At 71.9% G+C, this 19143-nt stretch carries 17 protein-coding genes; 15 read left to right on the forward strand and 2 right to left on the reverse strand.

The window, feature by feature from the left end; genetic code table 11:
- The first annotated feature begins 13 nt into the window (after positions 1-13).
- The 4 genes from ACQPZP_RS15730 (at position 14) to ACQPZP_RS15745 (ending at position 4571) form a co-directional block, all read left to right on the forward strand.
- Positions 14-796: a L,D-transpeptidase family protein gene (locus tag ACQPZP_RS15730; protein ID WP_433478355.1), complete on the forward strand. Its 783-nt coding sequence runs from the start codon at positions 14-16 to the stop codon at positions 794-796.
- Positions 797-1066: 270 nt separating this feature from the next.
- Positions 1067-1570 (forward strand): SAV_6107 family HEPN domain-containing protein, encoded by a 504-nt coding sequence (locus ACQPZP_RS15735; protein ID WP_433468505.1) that lies wholly within the window; start codon positions 1067-1069, stop codon positions 1568-1570.
- Between the two features lie 289 nt (positions 1571-1859).
- Entirely contained in the window at positions 1860-3047 is a 1188-nt protein-coding gene (locus tag ACQPZP_RS15740) for a CoA transferase (protein WP_433478356.1), read from the forward strand.
- Between the two features lie 111 nt (positions 3048-3158).
- On the forward strand, positions 3159-4571 hold the full coding sequence (locus ACQPZP_RS15745) for an MFS transporter (RefSeq protein WP_433478357.1): 1413 nt from the start codon (positions 3159-3161) through the stop codon (positions 4569-4571).
- An 18-nt stretch (positions 4572-4589) separates the two neighbouring features.
- Here ACQPZP_RS15745 and ACQPZP_RS15750 read toward each other — a convergent pair whose 3' ends face one another.
- Both ACQPZP_RS15750 and bldD read right to left on the reverse strand, forming a co-directional pair.
- Complete coding sequence (locus tag ACQPZP_RS15750; RefSeq protein ID WP_433478358.1) at positions 4590-5978, reverse strand: PQQ-binding-like beta-propeller repeat protein; 1389 nt, start codon at positions 5976-5978, stop codon at positions 4590-4592.
- A 205-nt stretch (positions 5979-6183) separates the two neighbouring features.
- A complete protein-coding gene (gene bldD, locus ACQPZP_RS15755) occupies positions 6184-6678 on the reverse strand; it encodes a transcriptional regulator BldD (protein WP_021597992.1) in 495 nt (164 codons plus the stop codon).
- A 403-nt stretch (positions 6679-7081) separates the two neighbouring features.
- Between bldD and pyrR the strand changes: the two genes are divergently transcribed.
- From pyrR to rpoZ, 11 genes are all read left to right on the forward strand, one after another.
- Positions 7082-7675 carry a bifunctional pyr operon transcriptional regulator/uracil phosphoribosyltransferase PyrR gene (gene pyrR, locus ACQPZP_RS15760; protein WP_433468508.1) on the forward strand — a complete coding sequence of 198 codons (594 nt, stop codon included), beginning with the start codon at positions 7082-7084 and terminating at the stop codon, positions 7673-7675.
- On the forward strand, positions 7672-8613 hold the full coding sequence (locus ACQPZP_RS15765; RefSeq protein ID WP_433468509.1) for an aspartate carbamoyltransferase catalytic subunit: 942 nt from the start codon (positions 7672-7674) through the stop codon (positions 8611-8613). Before pyrR ends, ACQPZP_RS15765 begins: the two co-directional genes overlap by 4 nt.
- Entirely contained in the window at positions 8610-9896 is a 1287-nt protein-coding gene (locus ACQPZP_RS15770; protein WP_433478359.1) for a dihydroorotase, read from the forward strand. The genes ACQPZP_RS15765 and ACQPZP_RS15770 overlap by 4 nt, the downstream gene beginning before the upstream one ends.
- Positions 9893-11011 (forward strand): glutamine-hydrolyzing carbamoyl-phosphate synthase small subunit, encoded by a 1119-nt coding sequence (carA, locus tag ACQPZP_RS15775; RefSeq protein WP_433478360.1) that lies wholly within the window; start codon positions 9893-9895, stop codon positions 11009-11011. The genes ACQPZP_RS15770 and carA overlap by 4 nt, the downstream gene beginning before the upstream one ends.
- The gene (gene carB / locus ACQPZP_RS15780; protein ID WP_433478361.1) at positions 11011-14376 is read left to right on the forward strand and encodes a carbamoyl-phosphate synthase large subunit; all 3366 of its coding nucleotides are present in this window, start codon (positions 11011-11013) and stop codon (positions 14374-14376) included. Before carA ends, carB begins: the two co-directional genes overlap by 1 nt.
- Before the next feature lie 74 nt (positions 14377-14450).
- Positions 14451-15338 carry a dihydroorotate dehydrogenase electron transfer subunit gene (locus ACQPZP_RS15785; protein ID WP_433478362.1) on the forward strand — a complete coding sequence of 296 codons (888 nt, stop codon included), beginning with the start codon at positions 14451-14453 and terminating at the stop codon, positions 15336-15338.
- The gene (locus ACQPZP_RS15790) at positions 15335-16315 is read left to right on the forward strand and encodes a dihydroorotate dehydrogenase (protein WP_433478363.1); all 981 of its coding nucleotides are present in this window, start codon (positions 15335-15337) and stop codon (positions 16313-16315) included. Before ACQPZP_RS15785 ends, ACQPZP_RS15790 begins: the two co-directional genes overlap by 4 nt.
- Positions 16312-17016, forward strand: a complete 705-nt coding sequence (gene pyrF / locus ACQPZP_RS15795; protein WP_433478364.1) for an orotidine-5'-phosphate decarboxylase — start codon at positions 16312-16314, stop codon at positions 17014-17016. The genes ACQPZP_RS15790 and pyrF overlap by 4 nt, the downstream gene beginning before the upstream one ends.
- A 761-nt stretch (positions 17017-17777) precedes the next feature.
- Entirely contained in the window at positions 17778-18104 is a 327-nt protein-coding gene (gene mihF, locus ACQPZP_RS15800; protein WP_026405770.1) for an integration host factor, actinobacterial type, read from the forward strand.
- Between the two features lie 94 nt (positions 18105-18198).
- Positions 18199-18786 (forward strand): guanylate kinase, encoded by a 588-nt coding sequence (gene gmk / locus ACQPZP_RS15805; protein WP_433479615.1) that lies wholly within the window; start codon positions 18199-18201, stop codon positions 18784-18786.
- 26 nt (positions 18787-18812) lie between these two features.
- Positions 18813-19067: a DNA-directed RNA polymerase subunit omega gene (gene rpoZ / locus ACQPZP_RS15810; RefSeq protein ID WP_021597645.1), complete on the forward strand. Its 255-nt coding sequence runs from the start codon at positions 18813-18815 to the stop codon at positions 19065-19067.
- Positions 19068-19143: the final 76 nt, after the last annotated feature.

Genomic DNA, 19143 nt, shown 5'->3' on the forward strand with positions numbered 1-19143 from the left:
TTAAGGTCAGCGCATGCGAGGGAGACCGATCGACGTGCGGAAGAGCGCGGTTCTGCTGATGGCGGCCGTCCTCGTGACGGGCTGCAACGACACGGAGGCCGCGGCGCCGGGCGCGGCGAGGGGCTCGCCGTCGGCGACGAAGGCGACGCCCACACCGAGCCCCACGCCCACGCACCGCAAGCTGAAACCGGGAGCCAAGGGCGCCGACGTCAAAGCCCTCCAGCGCCGGCTCAAGGAGTTGCACTACGACCCGGGCAAGGTGGACGGGAAGTACGGGACGTCCACCCAGATGGCCGTCTGGGCGTTCCAGGCGGTCAACCGCCTCAAGCAGAAGAGCACCCTCGGCGCGTCTTTCTGGAAGGCACTGGACGCGCCCAGGGAGCCGCGGCCGGTGGCCAAGAAGCGCGAGAAGGACCGCGTCGACGTGGACCTGAAGCGCCAGTACCTCGTTCTTTACGAGAACGGCGAGCCGCGGCTCATCTCACACGTCTCTTCCGGCTCCGGTGAGTACTACTGCGCCAAGGACCGTGGCGCCACCGTCGCGCGCTGCCGCTACGCCACGACCGGTACGGGCGACTTCCGGACGGGGCGCCGCGCCTCCGGCTGGGAGACCTCGCCCCTGGGGCAGCTCTACAACCCGATCTACTTCAACGGCGGCATCGCCTTCCACGGCGCTCTGGACGTGCCCAAGTACCCCGCCTCGCACGGCTGCGTCCGGATGCCGATGCACATCGCCGAGTACTTCCCGGACCTCCTCGGGACGAACGTCCCCGTGCACGTCAGGCGGCCTCACTAGCGTCTCGCGGCCGGCTGTCGTACCTCGCTGTCGTACTGCCGTCATGCCCGCTGACCTGCGGGGCGCGACACACGTTCGAACACGTTGACGAATCGCCGTCAGGGCGCTTTACTGTGAAGTGCGTCGAACTTATGTTCGATGTGGTGCGGGACTCGCGGCCCGCGCCAGGGCGACGTCCCCGCCGTTCGCGGTGTTTCGGCGGGACGGACGGCCGGGCGGAGTGAGGGGAAGCTCTCCGCCCGGCCGGCCCGAGCCCGGAAGGAGGCAGACATGTCCGGAACGATGACCGCACGCGGGATCCACTCCGCCGCCCAGTCCGTCCCATCGCCGAGCCCACGCCCACGCCACCGCCCGCTGCCCGCGCCGCGTCCGGCGCACACGGCCGAAGGCCAGCTGCACGCCGCTCGCATGGGCCTCGCCGAGGCGGCCGAGGCCACCTCGGCCGCCGTCCGCTACGTGTGCGCCCACCTGGCGGCGCTGCGCGCCGCCGCCGCGGTGCTGGCGTCCAAGGAACCCCTGGAGACCCATCGCCGCGGCCGCCCCCGCAGCGTCTGGGTGCTGCTGCCCGAGGCCGAGCCAGCGCTGCGCGAGTGGGCCGCCTTCTTCGCGGCGGGCGCCGACAAGCGCGCCGCCGCCGAGGCGGGCCTGCCGCGCGCCGTCACCCCGCGCGAGGCGGAGGAGCTCCTGCACGACGCCGAGGTCTTCGTCACCCTCGTCGAGGACACCCTCGGCGTCGCCGGGCAGCCGACCCTGCCCGTTCCCGAAGCCGGCTGAGCAACCCCCGAGGCCCGTCCCCCTCCCGGGACCGGCCCCGCCGGAGGCCGGGGCGGCCGTCCCGCCGTCCTCACCCGGGACGGCGCCCCCCTCCGGCGTGCTCAGCGATCGCGCCGGCGGCGGCCGCAACCCCCCGAGCCGGCCCCGCCGGCGCGATCCCCTGCCACCCGGACCGCCGCCGAAGCCTGCTGCGAAATCCGTTCCCGGGGGGAGCAGGGCGGCTCTGGTGTCGTGCCCATGCCATGGCCCCGTCCAGGAGCGGATGGCGGTTCCTGGTAGACATCGCTTCATGACGGGAACGCTGCCGCTGGACGGAATGCGCGTGGTGGAGCTGTCCAGCTTCGTCGCGACGCCGCTGGGTGGGATGACGCTGGCGCAGCTCGGCGCGGACGTCATCCGGGTCGACCAGGTGGGTGGCGGCCCCGACATCGACCGGTGGCCGCTCGCGCCATCGGGCCGGAGCCTGTACTGGGCGGGGCTCAACAAGGGCAAGCGGTCGGTGACCGTCGACCTGCGTTCCCCAGAGGGCCGTGAGGTGGTCGCCGGTCTCGTCGCGCAGAGCGGGACCGTCCTGACCAACGCGCCGCAGCGCCCAGGGCTCGGTTACGAGGAGCTGAAGGCGACGCGAGCCGACCTGGTCCATGTCCAGCTCCAGGGGACGCGTGAAGGCGGTAACGCCGTCGACTACACGGTGAACGCCGCCATGGGCTTCCCGTCGATCACGGGCCCGTCCGGCCACGAGACCCCGGTCAACCACGCTCTGCCCGCATGGGACGTGGCCTGCGGGCTCTACATGACCGTCGGGCTGCTGGCGGCCGAGCGGCATCGTCTGCGCACAGGGGAGGGACAGAGCCTCCGCGTCGCGCTGCAGGATGTCGCCTTGGCCACCGCGGGCAATCTCGGTTTCCTCGCAGAGGCGCAACTGGGCGAGCCCAGGGCCCGTCTGGGAAATCACCTGTTCGGTGACTTCGGACGCGATTTCGTCACCGCGGACGGGCGCGTCATGGTCGCCGTCCTCACGGCCCGGCACTGGCGCGACCTGGTGAAGGCCACAGGTCTCGGTGAGGTGACCGGTGCCCTCGAACGCGCCCTCGATGCCGACTTCCGCCGCGCCGGTGACCGCTATCGCCATCGTGAGGCTCTCGGCGGCGTGCTCGCGTCCTGGTTCGCGCCCCGTACGTGTGCGCAGGTCGCCGACGGGCTGACGGGGACGTCCGTGCTGTGGTCCCGGTACCGGGACTTCGCGGAGGTGGCCGCCGGCCTGTGTGACGAACCCCTCATGTCCGTCCTGGACCAGCCGGGCATCGGCCCGCATTTGGCGCCCGGCTCCCCGGTGCGGATCGGGGACGCCTCATCGCCGCCCGCGCCCGCCCCCACGCTGGGCGAACACACGGACGAGGTGCTGCGCGAGGTCCTGTCCCTGTCCCCGAAGCGGATCGAGGCGCTGCGGGAGAGCGGGGCGATCGGCGCGTCGTGACGCGGGCGCGCGGGTCATTCTGAGGCGCTTGCCGAGGGAGGAGTGGGGTCCCGTCTGTGTTGGTTCGTCCGGCTATGAGATTGTTAGGGCGGCGAACTAGAGGAGGGTCCGGTGGCGGGGCAGGGCGGGCGCGGGCTGGTGCCGCTGCTGGCCTTCCTCGGGGTGATGGCCTACTCGCTGTCCATGGCCGTGGTCACCCCCGCGCTGCCGCAGATCCAGGAGGGCCTGAACACCACACCGGCGGGGGCGGCCTGGGCGCTCACCGCGATGACGCTGTCCGCGGCGGTCGCCACTCCCGTGGCCGGACGGCTGGGCGACCTCTACGGGCCGCGCCGCGTGCTCCTCGCCGTCCTGGTCGTCGCGACCGCGGGAACGGTGGTCGCGGCCCTGGCCGGGACCGTGCCGGTCATGCTGGCCGGACGCGTCCTCGGCGGAGTCGGCGGCGGTGTCTTCCCGCTCGCCTACACGATCATCCGGGACGTGATCCCGCCCGCCCGCACGGCCGCGGCCGTCGGCCTCATGTCGTCCATGCTGGGGCTGGGCGGCGCCGTGTCGTGGTGCCTGGCCGGGCCGATCATCGACTTCCTCGGCTGGCGGTGGCTCCTGTGGGTCCCCGTCATCGGCCTGGTGCCGGGGGTCGCCCTCGCCTGGTGGATCGTCCCGCGGCCGGCGCCCCGTCCGGCGGCCCGGGTCGACTGGTGGGGCGCCGTCCTGTTCGCGGCCTGGCTGGTGGCCGCGCTCACCGCCCTCACCGAAGGCATGGACTGGGGCTGGACGTCCCCCGGCGTCCTCGGCCTCCTGGCGCTGTCGGCCGCCATGGCCGGTGCGTGGGCTTGGGTGGAGAACCGCGTGCGCGAACCCCTGATCGATCTGCGCCTCATGCGGGTGCGCGGCGTCTGGACGGCCAACGCCGCCTCGCTCATGTCCGGCTACGCGCTCATGGCGGGCGGCCTGCTGTTCCCCCTGCTCGTCCAGCTCCCGGGCGACACCGGCTACGGTTTCGGCGGGACGGCCACCCAGGCGGCCCTGCTGCAACTCCCCGCCAGCGTCGGCATGACCGTCGCGGGCATGACGGCGGGCCTTCTCGACCGGCGCATCGGCTCCCGCATGGTCCTGTTCGGCGGTGCGCTGATGACCGCCCTCGGCTATGCGTTCGTGGCCGCCCAGCACGAGGCCATGTGGCACCTCTACGTGGGGGGCCTGGCGCGGGGCATCGGTCTGGGCTTCGCCTACGCCGCCGTGGCGAACCTGGTCGTCGCCGCCGTCCCCGCGGAGGAGACCGGCGTGGCCACCGGCATCAACACGCTCATCCGCACGGTCGGCGCATCCCTCGGAACGCAGGTCAGCGCCGTCGTCATCGTCGTCGTGCCCGGCGAGGGCGGCTTCACCACCGGCTTCGCCGTGAGCTCCGCGGTCATGGCCGCGGTCCTCCCGCTGGCCCTCCTCGTCCCGAGAGGAAGACGGCGTCCGGCCGGGGGCCTCTCACATGCCGAGGGGGAGTGCCGTGCCGCGGCCGTCCCGTGAATCTCCGTCCCCGGCGGGTCAAGACCGGGTCTTCGGGGTGAGTTCGCGGGGGGCCTGCAGATCGGGACGTTCTGCGTAGAGGAGGTCGCCGCCGTCGCCACGGATCGTCACGACTCCGTCCGTGACCGGCTCCCCTATGTCGCCCACCTGCGGCCCGGGCAGCAGCACGTCACCGAGCCGCTTACCGGTCCGGGCGTCCAGGATGAAAAGGTGGCCATTCCGATCCCTGCCTTCCCCTGTGGCCGCCATTCCGTAGACGCGCCCGCCGGCCACGGTGGCGCTCTGGGTGTAGAACACGAGCTCGTTCTTGGGGAGAAGGGTCCCCCAGAGCTTCTTGCCGGAGTCCGGATCCCGGCCGCAGATCCGTGACGTGCCCTTCGGAGCGTCGCAGTCGCTGATCAGCACGCCGCTTCCGAGGGCGATCGGATCGTCGTCCTTCCAGGTGTGGTGGACGAGCGTCCTGCCGTCCGCCGGGTCGAGAAGGGCGATCGACCGTCCGGCTCCGATGGCGACGCGGCCGCGGTCTTCCCAGATACCGCCGATGGGCTCCCAGTCGATCTCACCGCGCGGCTTCTTCTTCGTGTTCTCGGGGAAGAGGTCGGGGATCCGGGTCTCCCAGCGCGTGGCACCGGTCCGTCCGTCGAAACCGACCACGGACGTGTTGCGACCGTGCAAGAGGTCGGTGCAGTCGACGACGACGGTTCCCCTGACGACGAGACCGACGTCGTCCACGTCGCCGCCTCCCCTCTTCTCGGAGCACGAATCGGGCCACGGTTTCGTCCAGCGGGTCTTGCCGTCGGCGCGGCCCACCCCGGTCAGCCCGTCACGCCCGAGGAGCACCAGCGTCCCCGCGTCGGCGACGGGCAGCGCGGAATCGGCGCCGTTGTCAGGAGTGGGGCGCGACCAGTGGATCCGGCCGGTGCGCGCGTTGATGGCCGTGAGGTCCTTTCCGTGGACGAGCACATCGCCCGTCGAACGGTCCACTCCGATGGGCCACGCCGCCTTCGTGAAACGCCAGTACGTCCTTCCGGTGGCGATGTCGACGGCGCGGGTGTCCTCCCTGTCGCCAAAGTCGCGCCGGCCGAAGATCGCGAGCCCGCCGTGGACGAGGAACGGGCCGTAGCCGCTGCTGGTGGCGACGTGCCGGGCCGTGTGGACGGGCGGTTCCTCGGCCAGCGGCTTCGGGAACGCTCCGTCGGGACCCCGCATGCCGTCGTCCAGCATTCCCGGCAGGCTGACCGCGCCCCAGGTCGCCGCGGCGACGGCCGCCACCAGCGCGCTGATCAAGAGGGAACGCCGGGACGGCCGCCACGGTGCCGGCCGGTCGGGCTCGATCCGCATCGTCAGGACGGTCCTGCTGCGGGCGGGGGAGGGCGGGGTCTCCGGAGGGTCGCCGTCGGCGGTCATCGTGGTCCAGGGGCCGGGAGCAAGATCATTATCTTCATGATCGTAACCACGGTGCCGCCGCGCGCGCAGTCGATTCCGCGTTCGTCTTCTCAGCGCGCTCCGGCACGGACCGGGATCCGGAAAGGACCGGGGCCCGCCGCGTGGTGCGGCGGGCCCCGGCCCTGTGGTGAAGCAGGTGGTGCGGTGAAACAGGTGGTGCGGTGTGTCAGAACGACTCGACGGCGCGGCGCGCCTCCGGGTCGAGGACGCCCCAGCCGATCAGCTCCTCGGTCAGCTCGGTCGGGGACTTGTCATAGATGACCGCGAGTGAACGCAGGTCTTCCTGACGGATGGACAGGACCTTTCCGTTGTAGTCGCCCCGCTGGCTCTGGATCGTCGCGGCGTAGCGGGCGAGAGGACCGGCCTTGTCTTTCGGAAGCTGCTGCAACCGCTCTAGATCGATCACGAGCTTGGGTGTAGGCCCGAGCGGGCTCGGCGCGGCTCCGCCGGGCAGCAACTCGGAAACCGGCACGCCATAGAAATCGGCGAGCTCGGCCAGCTTCTGAACGGTGACGGCGCGGTCGCCCCGCTCGTACGAACCCACGACGACGGCCTTCCAGCGGCCGCGGGACTTCTCTTCCACCCCGTGCAGGGACAGGCCCTGCTGGGTGCGGATGGCGCGCAGGCGCGCGCCGAGAGCCTTTGCGTATTCAGACGGCATTATGCGGCCCCCAGGCTCACTTTCGTCGTCGTTGAAACCCCGGCTTGTCACCGGGGCGAGACAGATTCGCGAAGCCGGAGGGCCTCAAGAGTCTGTCTCCAGGGATGGTTACGGACAGTGACGGTAAAACGGGTACGGCCCCAGGTCAAGCTGATTGGAAAAAAGCGGTCGAATCCGCAGGACTCGATCCGGGCCGTCCGGATCCCCCGCGGCCCCGCGCGGGCGGGCTGCGGCGGGGTCGTCGCGGTGCCGGGCCGCCGCCCCGGGGGCCGCCGAATGTGACCGCTCTCACCTGCGAAGACGTGGAGCGGTCCGGGTGTGAGGCGGTCACGCCCGGCTGCTAACGTGTGTGCGACAAGACGTCCTTTAAGGCCCGTCCCGTGAGGCGGGAAAGGAGGTTTCGGTGGTGAATGCTGCCCCCGGACAGGAACGTCGCGTCGCTGACGGTGATCCTCGGCCCAAGGCCGTTCTGGAGGGTCCCGACATCAGGCGCGCGCTGACCCGCATCGCACACGAGATCCTTGAGCGGACCAAGGGCGGCCACGACGTCCTGCTGCTCGGCATCCAGACCCGCGGCGTGACGCTGGCCGAGCGGCTCGCCGGGGCGCTGCGCGAGGTCGAGGGCCGGCCGGTGCCCTGGGGCTCGCTCGACGTGACCATGTACCGGGACGACCTGCGGCTGCGGCCCGCCCGCGCCCTCGGCCGCACCGAACTGCCCGCCGAGGGCGTCGACGACAGGGTCGTCGTCCTCGTCGACGACGTGCTGTTCTCCGGGCGCACGGTGCGCGCGGCGCTGGACTCGCTGAACGATCTCGGCCGCCCCCGCGCCGTCCAGCTCGCCGTCCTGGTCGACCGCGGGCACCGGCAGCTGCCGATCCGCGCCGACTACGTGGGCAAGAACCTGCCCACGTCGATGCGCGAGACCGTGAAGGTCCTGCTGGACGAGAACGACGGGCGCGACGCGGTACTGCTCGGCCCTGCGGGAGGTGCCCGGTGAACCGCCATCTGATCTCCGCCGCCGACCTGAGCCGCGACGACGCGCTGCTCGTCCTCGACACGGCCGAGGAGCTCGCGCAGATCGCGGGCCGGTCCATCAAGAAGCTGCCGACGCTGCGCGGCCGGACGGTCGTGAACCTGTTCTTCGAGGACTCGACCCGCACCCGGATCTCGTTCGAGGCGGCCGCGAAGCGGCTGTCCGCGGACGTCATCAACTTCTCCGCCAAGGGCTCCAGCGTGTCCAAGGGCGAGAGCCTGAAGGACACGGCGCTCACGCTGGAGGCGATGGGCGCGGACGGCGTCGTCATCCGGCACGGTGCGTCCGGCGCGCCGCACCGGCTGGCCGGCTGGGTGCAGGGCAGCGTCGTCAACGCCGGCGACGGCACCCACGAGCACCCCACGCAGGCGCTCCTGGACGCGTTCACGATGCGCAAGCGGCTGGGCGACCTGGAGGGCCGCAGGGTCACGATCGTCGGGGACGTGCTGCACAGCCGTGTGGCACGATCCAACGTCCTGCTGCTGGACACGCTCGGCGCGGACGTCACCGTCGTCGCGCCGCCGACGCTCCTGCCCGTCGCGATCGACACCTGGCCGTGCTCGGTGTCCTACGACCTGGACGGCGTCATCCCCAAGAGCGACGTCATCATGATGCTGCGCGTCCAGCAGGAGCGGATGAACGCCGCCTACTTCCCGACCGTGCGCGAGTACAGCCGCCGGTACGGTCTGGACGCCGAGCGCATGGCCGAACTGCCCGAGCACGCCATCGTCATGCACCCCGGCCCGATGAACCGCGGCGTGGAGATCGCCGCCGAGGTCGCCGACTCCGTCCGTTCCACGATCGTCGAGCAGGTCGCCAACGGCGTCAGCGCCCGCATGGCGGTCCTCTACCTGCTGCTCGGGGGTTCCGAGCCCGCCATCGGCCAGGAGGTCTCCCAGTGACGACGTACATCATCAAGGGCGCCCGGATCCTGGGCGGCGAGCCCGCCGACATCCTCGTCCGGGACGGCGCCATCGCCGAGGTGGGCTCCGGCCTGGCCGAGGCCGGGGCGCAGACCGTCGACGCCGCCGGCCTCGTGGCCCTCCCCGGTCTGGTCGACCTGCACACCCACCTGCGCGAGCCGGGCCGGGAGGACGCCGAGACCGTCGAGTCCGGGACGAAGGCCGCGGCGATGGGCGGGTACACCGCCGTCCACGCGATGGCCAACACCGACCCCGTCGCCGACACGGCCGGCGTGGTCGAGCAGGTGTGGCGCCTCGGACGCGAGGCCGGCTACTGCGACGTCCAGCCGGTCGGGGCCGTCACGCGCGGCATCGCCGGCGAGCAGCTCGCGGAGCTGGGCGCGATGGCCGACTCCGCCGCCGAGGTGCGGGTCTTCTCCGACGACGGCCACTGCGTGTCGGACGCGGTCATCATGCGCCGGGCGCTGGAGTACGTGAAGGCGTTCGACGGCGTCGTCGCCCAGCACGCCCAGGAGCCGCGCCTCACCGAGGGCGCGCAGATGAACGAGGGCGAGATGTCCGCCGCGCTCGGCCTGGCCGGGTGGCCCGCCGTCGCCGAGGAGGCGATCATCGCCCGGGACGTGCTGCTCGCCCAGCACGTCGGCTCCCGGCTGCACGTGTGCCACGTGTCCACCGCCGGGTCGGTGGAGATCATCCGCTGGGCGAAGAGCAAGGGCTGCCCGGTGACCGCCGAGGTCACCCCCCACCACCTGCTGCTGAACGACGCCAAGGCCGGGACGTACGACCCGATCTTCAAGGTCAACCCGCCGCTGCGCACCGCCGACGACGTCACCGCGCTGCGGCACGCGCTCGCCGACGGGACGATCGACTGCGTCGCCACCGACCACGCCCCGCACCCGGTCGAGGCCAAGGAGACCGAGTGGGCGGTCGCCGCGATGGGCATGATCGGCCTGGAGACCGCGCTGCCGGTCGTCCAGGAGGCGATGGTCGAGACCGGACTGCTCGACTGGACCGGGGTCGCCGACCGCATGGCGTCCCGTCCCGCCCGCATCGGCCGCCTTTCCGGACAGGGCCGTCCGCTGGAGGCAGGTTCGCCCGCCAACATCACGCTGTACGACCCGTCGCCTCGCCGTTCGGTGGACCCGTCCGCGATGACGTCCAAGAGCCGCAACACCCCGTTCGCGGGGCTGGAGCTGCCCGGACGCGTCGTCGCTACGTTCCTGCGCGGCAAGCCGACCGTTCTGGAAGGGAAGCTCCAATGAACCCTGCTCTGCTCGTTCTGGAAGACGGCAGGGTGTTCCACGGGGCCGCGTACGGGGCCGAGGGGGAGACCTTCGGCGAGATGGTCTTCAACACCGGGATGACCGGCTACCAGGAGACCCTGACCGATCCCTCCTACGCGCGCCAGATCGTGGCGATGACGTCCCCTCACATCGGCAACACCGGTGTCAACGGCGAGGACCCTGAATCACGTCGTATCCAGGTGGCCGGCTACGTGGTGCGTGAGCCCGCCCGCGTCGCGTCCAACTGGCGCGCGACCGGTTCGCTGGGGTCCGCGCTGCGCGATCAGGGTGTCGTGGGCATCGCCGTCTCCGGCACCCGTGCGCTGACGCGGCACCTGCGCGACAAGGGCGCGATGCGCGCCGCCATCTTCAGCGGCACGGACGCCCTGGCGCTCGGTGAGGACGCGCTGATCGAGCGTGTGCGGCAGAGCTCCTCGATGGAAGGCGCGGACCTCGCACGGGACGTCTCGACCAAGGAGCGCTACGTCGTCCAGGCGAAGGGCGAGAAGCGCTTCACCGTCGCGGCCGTGGACCTCGGCATCAAGGCGATGACGCCGTACCGGATGTCCGAGCGGGGCTGCGAAGTGCACGTCCTGCCCGCGACCAGCACGGCCGAAGAGATCCTCGCTCTCGCACCCGACGGTGTGTTCTTCTCCAACGGCCCTGGGGACCCGGCGGCCGCCGGCTACGCGGTGGACGCGCTGAAGGGCGTTCTCGACACGGGCACGCCGTTCTTCGGCATCTGCTTCGGGAACCAGATCTTCGGCCGTGCGCTCGGCCTCGGGACGTACAAGCTCCGCTTCGGCCACCGGGGCATCAACCAGCCCGTCCAGGACCGGACGACCGGCAAGGTCGACGTGTCCGCCCACAACCACGGTTTCGCGGTGGACGCCCCCACGGACGGCCCCTTCGACACGCCCTACGGCCGCGCCGAGGTCAGCCACGTCAACCTGAACGACGGGTGCGTCGAAGGGCTGCGGCTCCTCGGCCGCCCGGCGTTCAGCGTCCAGTACCACCCGGAGGCCGCCGCGGGCCCGCACGACGCGTCCGGGCTCTTCGACCGTTTCTGCGAACTGATGGAGGCGTCGAGGTAATGCCGCGCCGCGAAGACCTGAACTCCGTCCTGGTCATCGGCTCCGGGCCGATCGTCATCGGCCAGGCGTGCGAGTTCGACTACTCCGGCACCCAGGCGTGCCGGGTGCTGAAGGCCGAGGGCCTGCGGGTGACGCTGGTCAACAGCAACCCGGCCACGATCATGACCGACCCCGAGTTCGCCGACGCGACCTACGTCGAGCCGATCACCCCCGAGGTCGTCGAGAAGATCATCGCCAAGGAGCGGCCGGACGCGCTGCTGCCCACCCTGGGCGGCCAGACGGCCCTGAACACGGCCATCGCGCTCTACGAGGGCGGGGTCCTCGCCAAGTACGGGGTCGAGCTCATCGGCGCCGACGTGGACGCGATCCAGGCCGGGGAGAACCGGGAGCGGTTCAAGGACGTCGTCGCCAAGGTCGCGCGCGAGCAGGGCCTGAACGCCGAGTCCGCCCGGTCGCTCATCTGCCACACGATGGACGAGTGCCTGGCCGCGGCCGGCGGGCTGGGCTACCCCGTCGTCGTCCGGCCGTCCTTCACGATGGGCGGCGCCGGCTCCGGCTTCGCCCACGACGAGGACGACCTGCGCCGCATCGCGGGCGCGGGCCTCGACGCGTCCCCGACCAGCGAGGTGCTCCTGGAGGAGTCGATCCTCGGCTGGAAGGAGTACGAGCTGGAGGTCATGCGCGACCGGCACGACAACGTCGTGATCGTGTGCTCGATCGAGAACCTCGACCCGATGGGCGTGCACACCGGGGACTCGATCACGGTCGCGCCCGCGCTGACGCTGACCGACCGCGAGTACCAGAACATGCGGGACGTGGCGATCGCGGTGATCCGCGAGGTCGGGGTCGACACCGGCGGCTGCAACATCCAGTTCGCCGTGCACCCCGGCACCGGCCGGATGATCGTGATCGAGATGAACCCGCGGGTGTCGCGGTCGTCGGCGCTCGCGTCCAAGGCCACCGGCTTCCCGATCGCCAAGATCGCGGCGAAGCTGGCGATCGGGTACACACTCGACGAGATCCCCAACGACATCACCAGCGTGACGCCCGCCTCGTTCGAGCCCACGCTCGACTACGTCGTGGTGAAGGTGCCGCGCTTCGCGTTCGAGAAGTTCCCCGGCGCGGACGGCACGCTCACCACGCACATGAAGTCCGTGGGCGAGGCCATGGCCATCGGACGCTGCTTCACCGAGGCCCTGCAGAAGGCGCTGCGGTCGCTCGAACAGAAGGGCTCGTCGTTCAGCTGGGCCGGCGAAGCCGACGCCGCCGAACTGGTCGAGTCGGCCAAGCGCCCGCATGACGGACGGCTCAGGGACGTCCAGCGCGCGCTCTGGGCCGGGGCCGGCATCGAGGAGCTGTACAAGGCGACCGGCATCGATCCCTGGTTCCTCGACCAGATCTCCGCCGTCAACGAGGTCGCCGAGGAGATCCGCACCGCCGACGACGCGCTCACCAAGGACAAACTGCTGCGCGCCAAGCGGCACGGGTTCTCCGACGCGCAGATCGGCGAGCTGCGAGGTCTCTCGGAGGAGGTCGTCAGGGAACTGCGGCACGCGCTCGGGATCCGTCCCGTCTACCTGACCGTGGACACCTGCGCCGCCGAGTTCGAGGCGCAGACCCCGTACCTCTACTCGGCCTACGACGAGGAGACCGAGGTACCGCCGGGCGCCAAGCCCAAGGTGCTGATCCTCGGCAGCGGTCCCAACCGCATCGGCCAGGGCGTCGAGTTCGACTACTCGTGCGTCCACGCGTCGTTCACGCTGGCCGAGGCGGGCTACGAGACCGTGATGGTCAACTGCAACCCCGAGACGGTCTCCACCGACTACGACACCTCCGACCGGCTGTACTTCGAGCCGCTGACGCTGGAGGACGTCCTGGAGGTCGTCTACGCGGAACAGCAGTCCGGCGAGGTCGCGGGGGTCATCGTCCAGCTCGGCGGCCAGACGCCCCTGGGGCTCGCCCAGAAGCTCAAGGACGCGGGGGTGCCGATCGTGGGCACGTCCCCGGAGAGCATCCACCTCGCCGAGGAGCGCGGCGCGTTCGGGCGGGTCCTGCACAGGGCGGGTCTTCTCGCGCCCAAGCACGGCACCGCCACGTCCTACCAGGAGGCCCGCGAGATCGCCGACGAGATCGGTTACCCGGTTCTCGTCCGTCCCTCCTACGTTCTCGGCGGGCGCGGCATGGAGATCGTGTACGACGACGCGACGCTGGAGTCGTACATGGCCCGTGCCACCGAGGCGAGCCCTGAACACCCCGTCCTCGTCGACCGCTTCTTGGACGAGGCCATCGAGATCGACGTCGATGCCCTCTACGACGGCGAGGAGCTGTACCTCGGCGGCGTGATGGAGCACATCGAGGAGGCCGGGATCCACTCCGGCGACTCGGCGTGCGCCCTGCCGCCCATCACCCTGGGGCACGACGACATCCGCCGCATCCGGGAGTCGACGGAGGCGCTCGCCAAGGGCGTCGGGGTGCGCGGGCTGATGAACGTCCAGTACGCGCTGTCCGCGGGCGTCCTGTACGTGCTGGAGGCCAACCCGCGCGCGTCCCGGACGGTGCCGTTCGTCTCCAAGGCGACCGCCGTGCCGCTGGCCAAGGCGGCGGCGCGCGTGATGATGGGCGCCACCATCGCCGGGCTGCGCGCCGAGGGCCTGCTGCCGGAGACGGGCGACGGCGGAAGCCTGCCCCTGGACGCGCCGATCGCCGTGAAGGAGGCCGTCCTGCCCTTCGACCGGTTCCGCAACGAGCTCGGCCAGGGCGTCGACACCGTCCTCGGCCCGGAGATGCGCTCGACCGGCGAGGTCATGGGGATCGACGAGGTGTTCGGCACCGCGTTCGCCAAGTCGCAGCAGGCCGCCTACGGCTCGCTGCCGACCAAGGGACGCGCGTTCGTGTCCGTCGCCAACCGGGACAAACGACACATGGTGTTCCCGGTGAAACGCCTCGCTGACCTGGGCTTTGAGATTCTTGCCACGGAAGGGACCGCGGAGGTCCTGCGCCGCAACGGCGTGCGTGCCAAGATCGTGCGCAAGCACAGCGCGGGTCCGGGCCCGTCCGGCGAGCCCACGATCGTGCGGCGCGTCCTGGACGGCGAGGTCGACCTCATCGTCAACACTCCCTTCGGCAGCCCCGGCCAGTCCGGGCCGCGGCTCGACGGTTACGAGATCCGTACCGCGGCCGTGCTGCGGGGCGTACCGTGCGTGACGACCGTGCAGGGCCTCGCGGCGGCCGTGCAGGGCATCGAGGCCGTCACCGGCGGCCAGGTCGGCGTCCGCTCCCTCCAGGAGCACGCCGAGCGGCTCAGCGGCGCCCACGGGCGCGCGAGCGGCCCGGCGGCGGACGGCGGCGCCGTGACGCCCGGGTGACAGAGCCCGGGCGGGCCGGGCGGGCTCCGCGCCGCCCGGCCCGCCCGGCGCACGCGACGAGGAGAGGGAGACGGGTGTCCGACACACCGGTGCAGACGTCGGCGACGGTTCTGACGGTCCGCCAGGTGCAGGACTACCACGCGATGACGCTGGTGGCCCCGGCCATCGCCGAGCGGTTCAGGCCCGGCCAGTTCGTGGCGCTCGCCGTCGGCGGCGAGCACACGTCCCGCCTGGTCCGCCGCTGCTTCGGGGTGCACGAGGTCAAGTCCGACTACGGCGGCACCGTCGAGCTGGTGTTCGCCGACACCGAGCCCGGCACGGGCTGGCTCGCCGGCCGCCGCTCCCGCGACCAGATCGACCTCGTCGGGCCGCTCGGCCGACCGTTCCGGCTGCCCCGCGACCCGGTGACGTGCGTGCTCGCCGGCGGCGGCCCGGGCGGCGCCGCCGTGTTCGCGCTCGCCGACTCGCTGCTGCGCCGCGGCTGCCAGGTGCACTTCGTGCTCGCCGGGACGTCCGCCCGGCAGGTGTTCGGCTCCCGCATGGCCCAGCGCATCGGCGACAGCTCGGCCGTCGTCACCGAGGACGGGTCGATGGGGGAGAAGGGCACCGTCCGCGACGTCCTGCCCCGCGTCATCGAGGAGACGGGCGCCGACGTCGTCTACGGCTGCGGCCCCACGAGCCTGCTCCGCTCGGTCACCCAGATCGCCGGCGACTTCGGGCTGCCCTCCCAGGTGTCGGTCGAGGAGTTCCTGCAGCGGACCGGCGCGTGCGGCATCGGCGTGTGCATGACGTGCATGCTGCCCGTCCATGGCGAGGACGGCGTGACCCGCATGATCCGCGCCTGCGCGGACGGCCCCGTCCTGCGCGGCGACCGGGTCCGCTGGGGCGACCTCGGAACCATCCCGTTCGACGCCCTCGGCGCGCCGCGCGTCCTGAGCGTCTCCGAAGGGGGCCCGCAGTGAGCGACCGGGTCAGGACCGCACTCGGTCCCCTGGAGCTGCCCAATCCCGTCCTCACGGCCTCTGGGTGCGGTGGCACGGGACGAGAGCTCGCCCAGTTCTTCGACCTCACCCGCCTCGGCGCGTTCGTCACCACGTCCGTCATGGCCCAAGCGCGCGCGGGACGGCCCACACCACGCGTGACCGAGACCCCCAGCGGCCTCCTCACCGCCATGGGCCTCCCCGGGCCCGGCGTGGAGACCTTCCTCGAACGCGACCTGCCCTGGCTCATCGAGCAGGACGTCCGCACGATCGTGTCCGTCGCCGGCAACAGCGTCGAGGAGTACGGCGACCTGGCGCGGCGTCTCCGGCACGTCCCCGGCATCGCCGGCATCGAGGTCAACATCGCCTGCCCGAACGTCGAGGACCGCGGCCGCATGTTCGCCTGGCATCCGGCGGCCGCCGCGTCCGTCGTCCGCGCGGTCCGCGACCACGCCCGGCCCGGCGTTCCCGTCTTCGCCAAGCTCGCGCCCGACGTGACCGACATCGCCACGATCGCGCTCGCCTGCGTCGACGCGGGCGCCGACGGCCTCACCCTGATCAACACCATGGAGGCCATGGCGATCGACCCCGGGACGCTGCGTCCCGCCCTCACCGGAGTGTCCGGCGGCCTGTCCGGGCCCGCCATCCGGCCGATCGCGGTGCGCTGCGTCTACCAGGTGCACGCCGCCCTGCCCACCACGCCCATCATCGGCGTCGGCGGCATCGCCACCGGCCTGGACGCCCTGGAGTTCATCCTCGCCGGGGCGTCCGCCGTCGCCGTCGGCACCGCCGTCTTCCACGACCCCACGGCCGGGCCGCGCGTCCTGCGCGAGCTGGAGGAGGCCCTCGCGGCCCGCCGCATCGGCCGGCTCGCCGACGCCGTGGGCCTCGCGCACAAGCCCGCCGGGTACGTCCCGCCCCAGGTGCGCCCGCAAGAGCCCGAGAAGGAGAAGCTGTGACCGCCGCCCCCATCGCCGTCGCGCTGGACGCGCCCGACCTGGAGACGGCCGCGCGCTGGGCCACCCTGGTCACGCCGCACGTCTCCACCGTCAAGGTGGGCCTGGAGCTGTACCTGCGGTACGGACCGGACGTCGTCGCCAGCGTCCGGGGCGCCAGCCGCGTCCAGGTCTTCCTGGACCTCAAGCTGCACGACATCCCCGCCACGGTGCGCGGCGCCGCACGGGCCGTGGCGCGCCTGAAGCCGTCCTACCTGACCGTGCACGCCGCCGGCGGCCCCGCGATGATCCGCGCGGCGGTCGAGGCCGTCCCGGCCACCAAGATCGCCGCTGTGACGGTCCTGACGTCGCTCGGCGAGGCCGATCTCACCGCTCTCGGCCTCGCGGGGCCCGCCCTGGACGCCGTCCGCCGGCTGGCCGTCCTCGCCGTCGACGCGGGCGCTCAGGCGCTGGTGTGCTCCCCGCAGGAGGCCGCCGCCGTCCGCGCCGAGGTCGGACCGGACATCACGCTCATCACGCCCGGGGTCCGCCCCGCGGGCTCGGGCAACCAGGACCAGGCCCGCGTCGCCACCCCCGAGGACGCCTTGGCGGCGGGCGCCGACCTGCTGGTCATCGGCCGCCCCATCACCGGCGCCCCCGACCCGGGCGCCGCCGCGGCGGCCATCGCGGCCGCCCTCCGCCGCACTTCCGCGGGCACCGCCTGACCGCTCGCCGGGCCGTCCGCCGGACGGCCATTGGGACGTGCCCGCACAGATCTGCTTTCTGCGAAACTTTTCGAGCCGTGGGTGTTCTCGGGCGCGCGGGATCGCGCTTTGTGGTTTTAGTCGCATGCGAATGCGGGGACCCGGGTCCGTCGCATTCGATACGTGCCGGACGGCGAACTCGTTCACGCGGAGTGGCGATTCCGGGCCGGCCCCGGTCTCCGGCGGCACGGCCGGCGGTTCCGCGTCCATGACGGTGCCCTGGCGGCGGGCGGCCGGGGAGCTGGTGCGGTGGGGGGGTCCTCCGGGCGATGCGGGTGATCTTGGCGGTGTGTTGTCGAGGATGGCAGTAACGGTGCCGGGGCGACGTGCTGAACGGCGCGGCGTGACGAGAGTCACTCGGTCGGGATCATTTGTGGGAGACCTCACACGGGGTCTCCGGCGGAGGGCGCCGGAGCGGTTCCGGCGTCGCGGCGGGACCGCCGCGCGGGGGTGCGAACCGCCGCGGCGAACCGGCATGGAGTGCCGCATATGGGGTCGGAAAGGGGGGATTTTCACGATCATGCGAAAGTCCCAGCAAGGCAGGGGGATGCGCCGTCGGCGGGCCCGACTTTGTGTACACTCTGTATTCAGGACACTCCGAGGAGTGATAATCGTGAATTTATGGCGGGCTAAACGGCACTTCACGTTGCCTTATGGGCGGTGAACTCGCTAGTTTCCCAACCCGTCCGACTCCGTCGAGTGGAAACCTGAGGTGACCCGGCGTGGCTCTTCCGCCCCTAACCCCCGAACAGCGCGCCGCAGCCCTGGAGAAGGCTGCCAAGGCTCGCAAGGAGCGGGCCGAGGTTAAGAACCGGCTCAAGCACGGGGGAACCTCGCTCGCCGAGGTTCTCAAAGAGGGTCAGTCCGACGACGTCATCGGAAAGATGAAGGTGTCGGCCCTCCTGGAATCCCTGCCCGGTGTGGGCAAGGTCCGCGCAAAGCAGATCATGGAGCGCCTGGGCATCGCCGAGTCCCGCCGTGTGCGGGGCCTCGGCGCGAACCAGCGCGCATCCCTGGAGCGTGAGTTCGGCGGAAGTGCGAACCGCTGACGCGCGACTCTCGGGCGGGCGCGGCGGCCAGGCCGCCGCGGCCGGCTCGGGGCGACCCGGGCCCGGCACCATCCCGTCCGGCTCCGGCGCACCCATCGCTGCGCCGGAGGGCTCCAGAACGCCTGACCCGCTCGCGCGGCGGCTGACGGTCCTGTCCGGGCCGTCGGGCGTCGGCAAGAGCACGGTCGTCGCCGAGATCCGGCGCTCACACCCCCGGGTGTGGCTGTCGGTCTCGGTGACCACCCGGGCCCCCCGCCCGGGTGAGACCGATGGCGTGCAGTACTTCTTCGTCGACGACGCCGGTTTCGACCGGCTCGTCGCCGAAGGGGAACTCCTCGAATGGGCCGAGTTCGCGGGCAACCGCTACGGCACCCCGCGCCGGCCCGTCGAGGAGCGCCTCGCCGGGGGAGAGCCGGTGCTGCTGGAGATCGACCTCCAGGGCGCCCGGCAGGTCCGGCGGTCCATGGCCGAGGCGCAGCTCGTCTTCCTCGCTCCCCCGAGCTGGGAGGAACTCGTCCGCCGCCTCACCGGCCGCGGCACCGAGCCCCCCGAGGTCATCGAGCGCCGGCTCGAAGCGGCCCGCGTCGAACTCGCCGCCGAGAAGGAGTTCGACGTCACACTCGTCAACACGTCCGTCCAGGACGTCTGCGATGAGCTGCTAACCTTGATGGCTGTGCAATAAGCGACCTACCAGTGGAAGGCCACCGAGTGGCAGCCAGCAATGAGGGCATCACCAACCCGTCGATCGACGAGCTCCTCGAAGTCGTCGACACCAAGTACGGCCTCGTGAGCATCGCGGCCAAGCGCGCCCGGCAGATCAACGCCTACTACGCCCAGCTGGGCGAGGGCCTGCTGGAGTACGTCGGCCCGCTCGTCGAGACGCAGGTGCAGGAGAAGCCCCTGTCGATCGCGCTCCGCGAGACGCGCGAGGGCCTCCTGAACGCCGAGCCCATCGAGGGCTGAGAACCGGCCGGCCGGCGCACCCCGCCGGCCCGCGGCCGCCTTCGCCTATGCCCGCAATGTTCTCTGGGGGACGCCC

Origin of the sequence: Spirillospora sp. CA-142024, assembly GCF_050942325.1 — a bacterium.
Classification (GTDB): Bacteria; Actinomycetota; Actinomycetes; order Streptosporangiales; family Streptosporangiaceae; genus Spirillospora.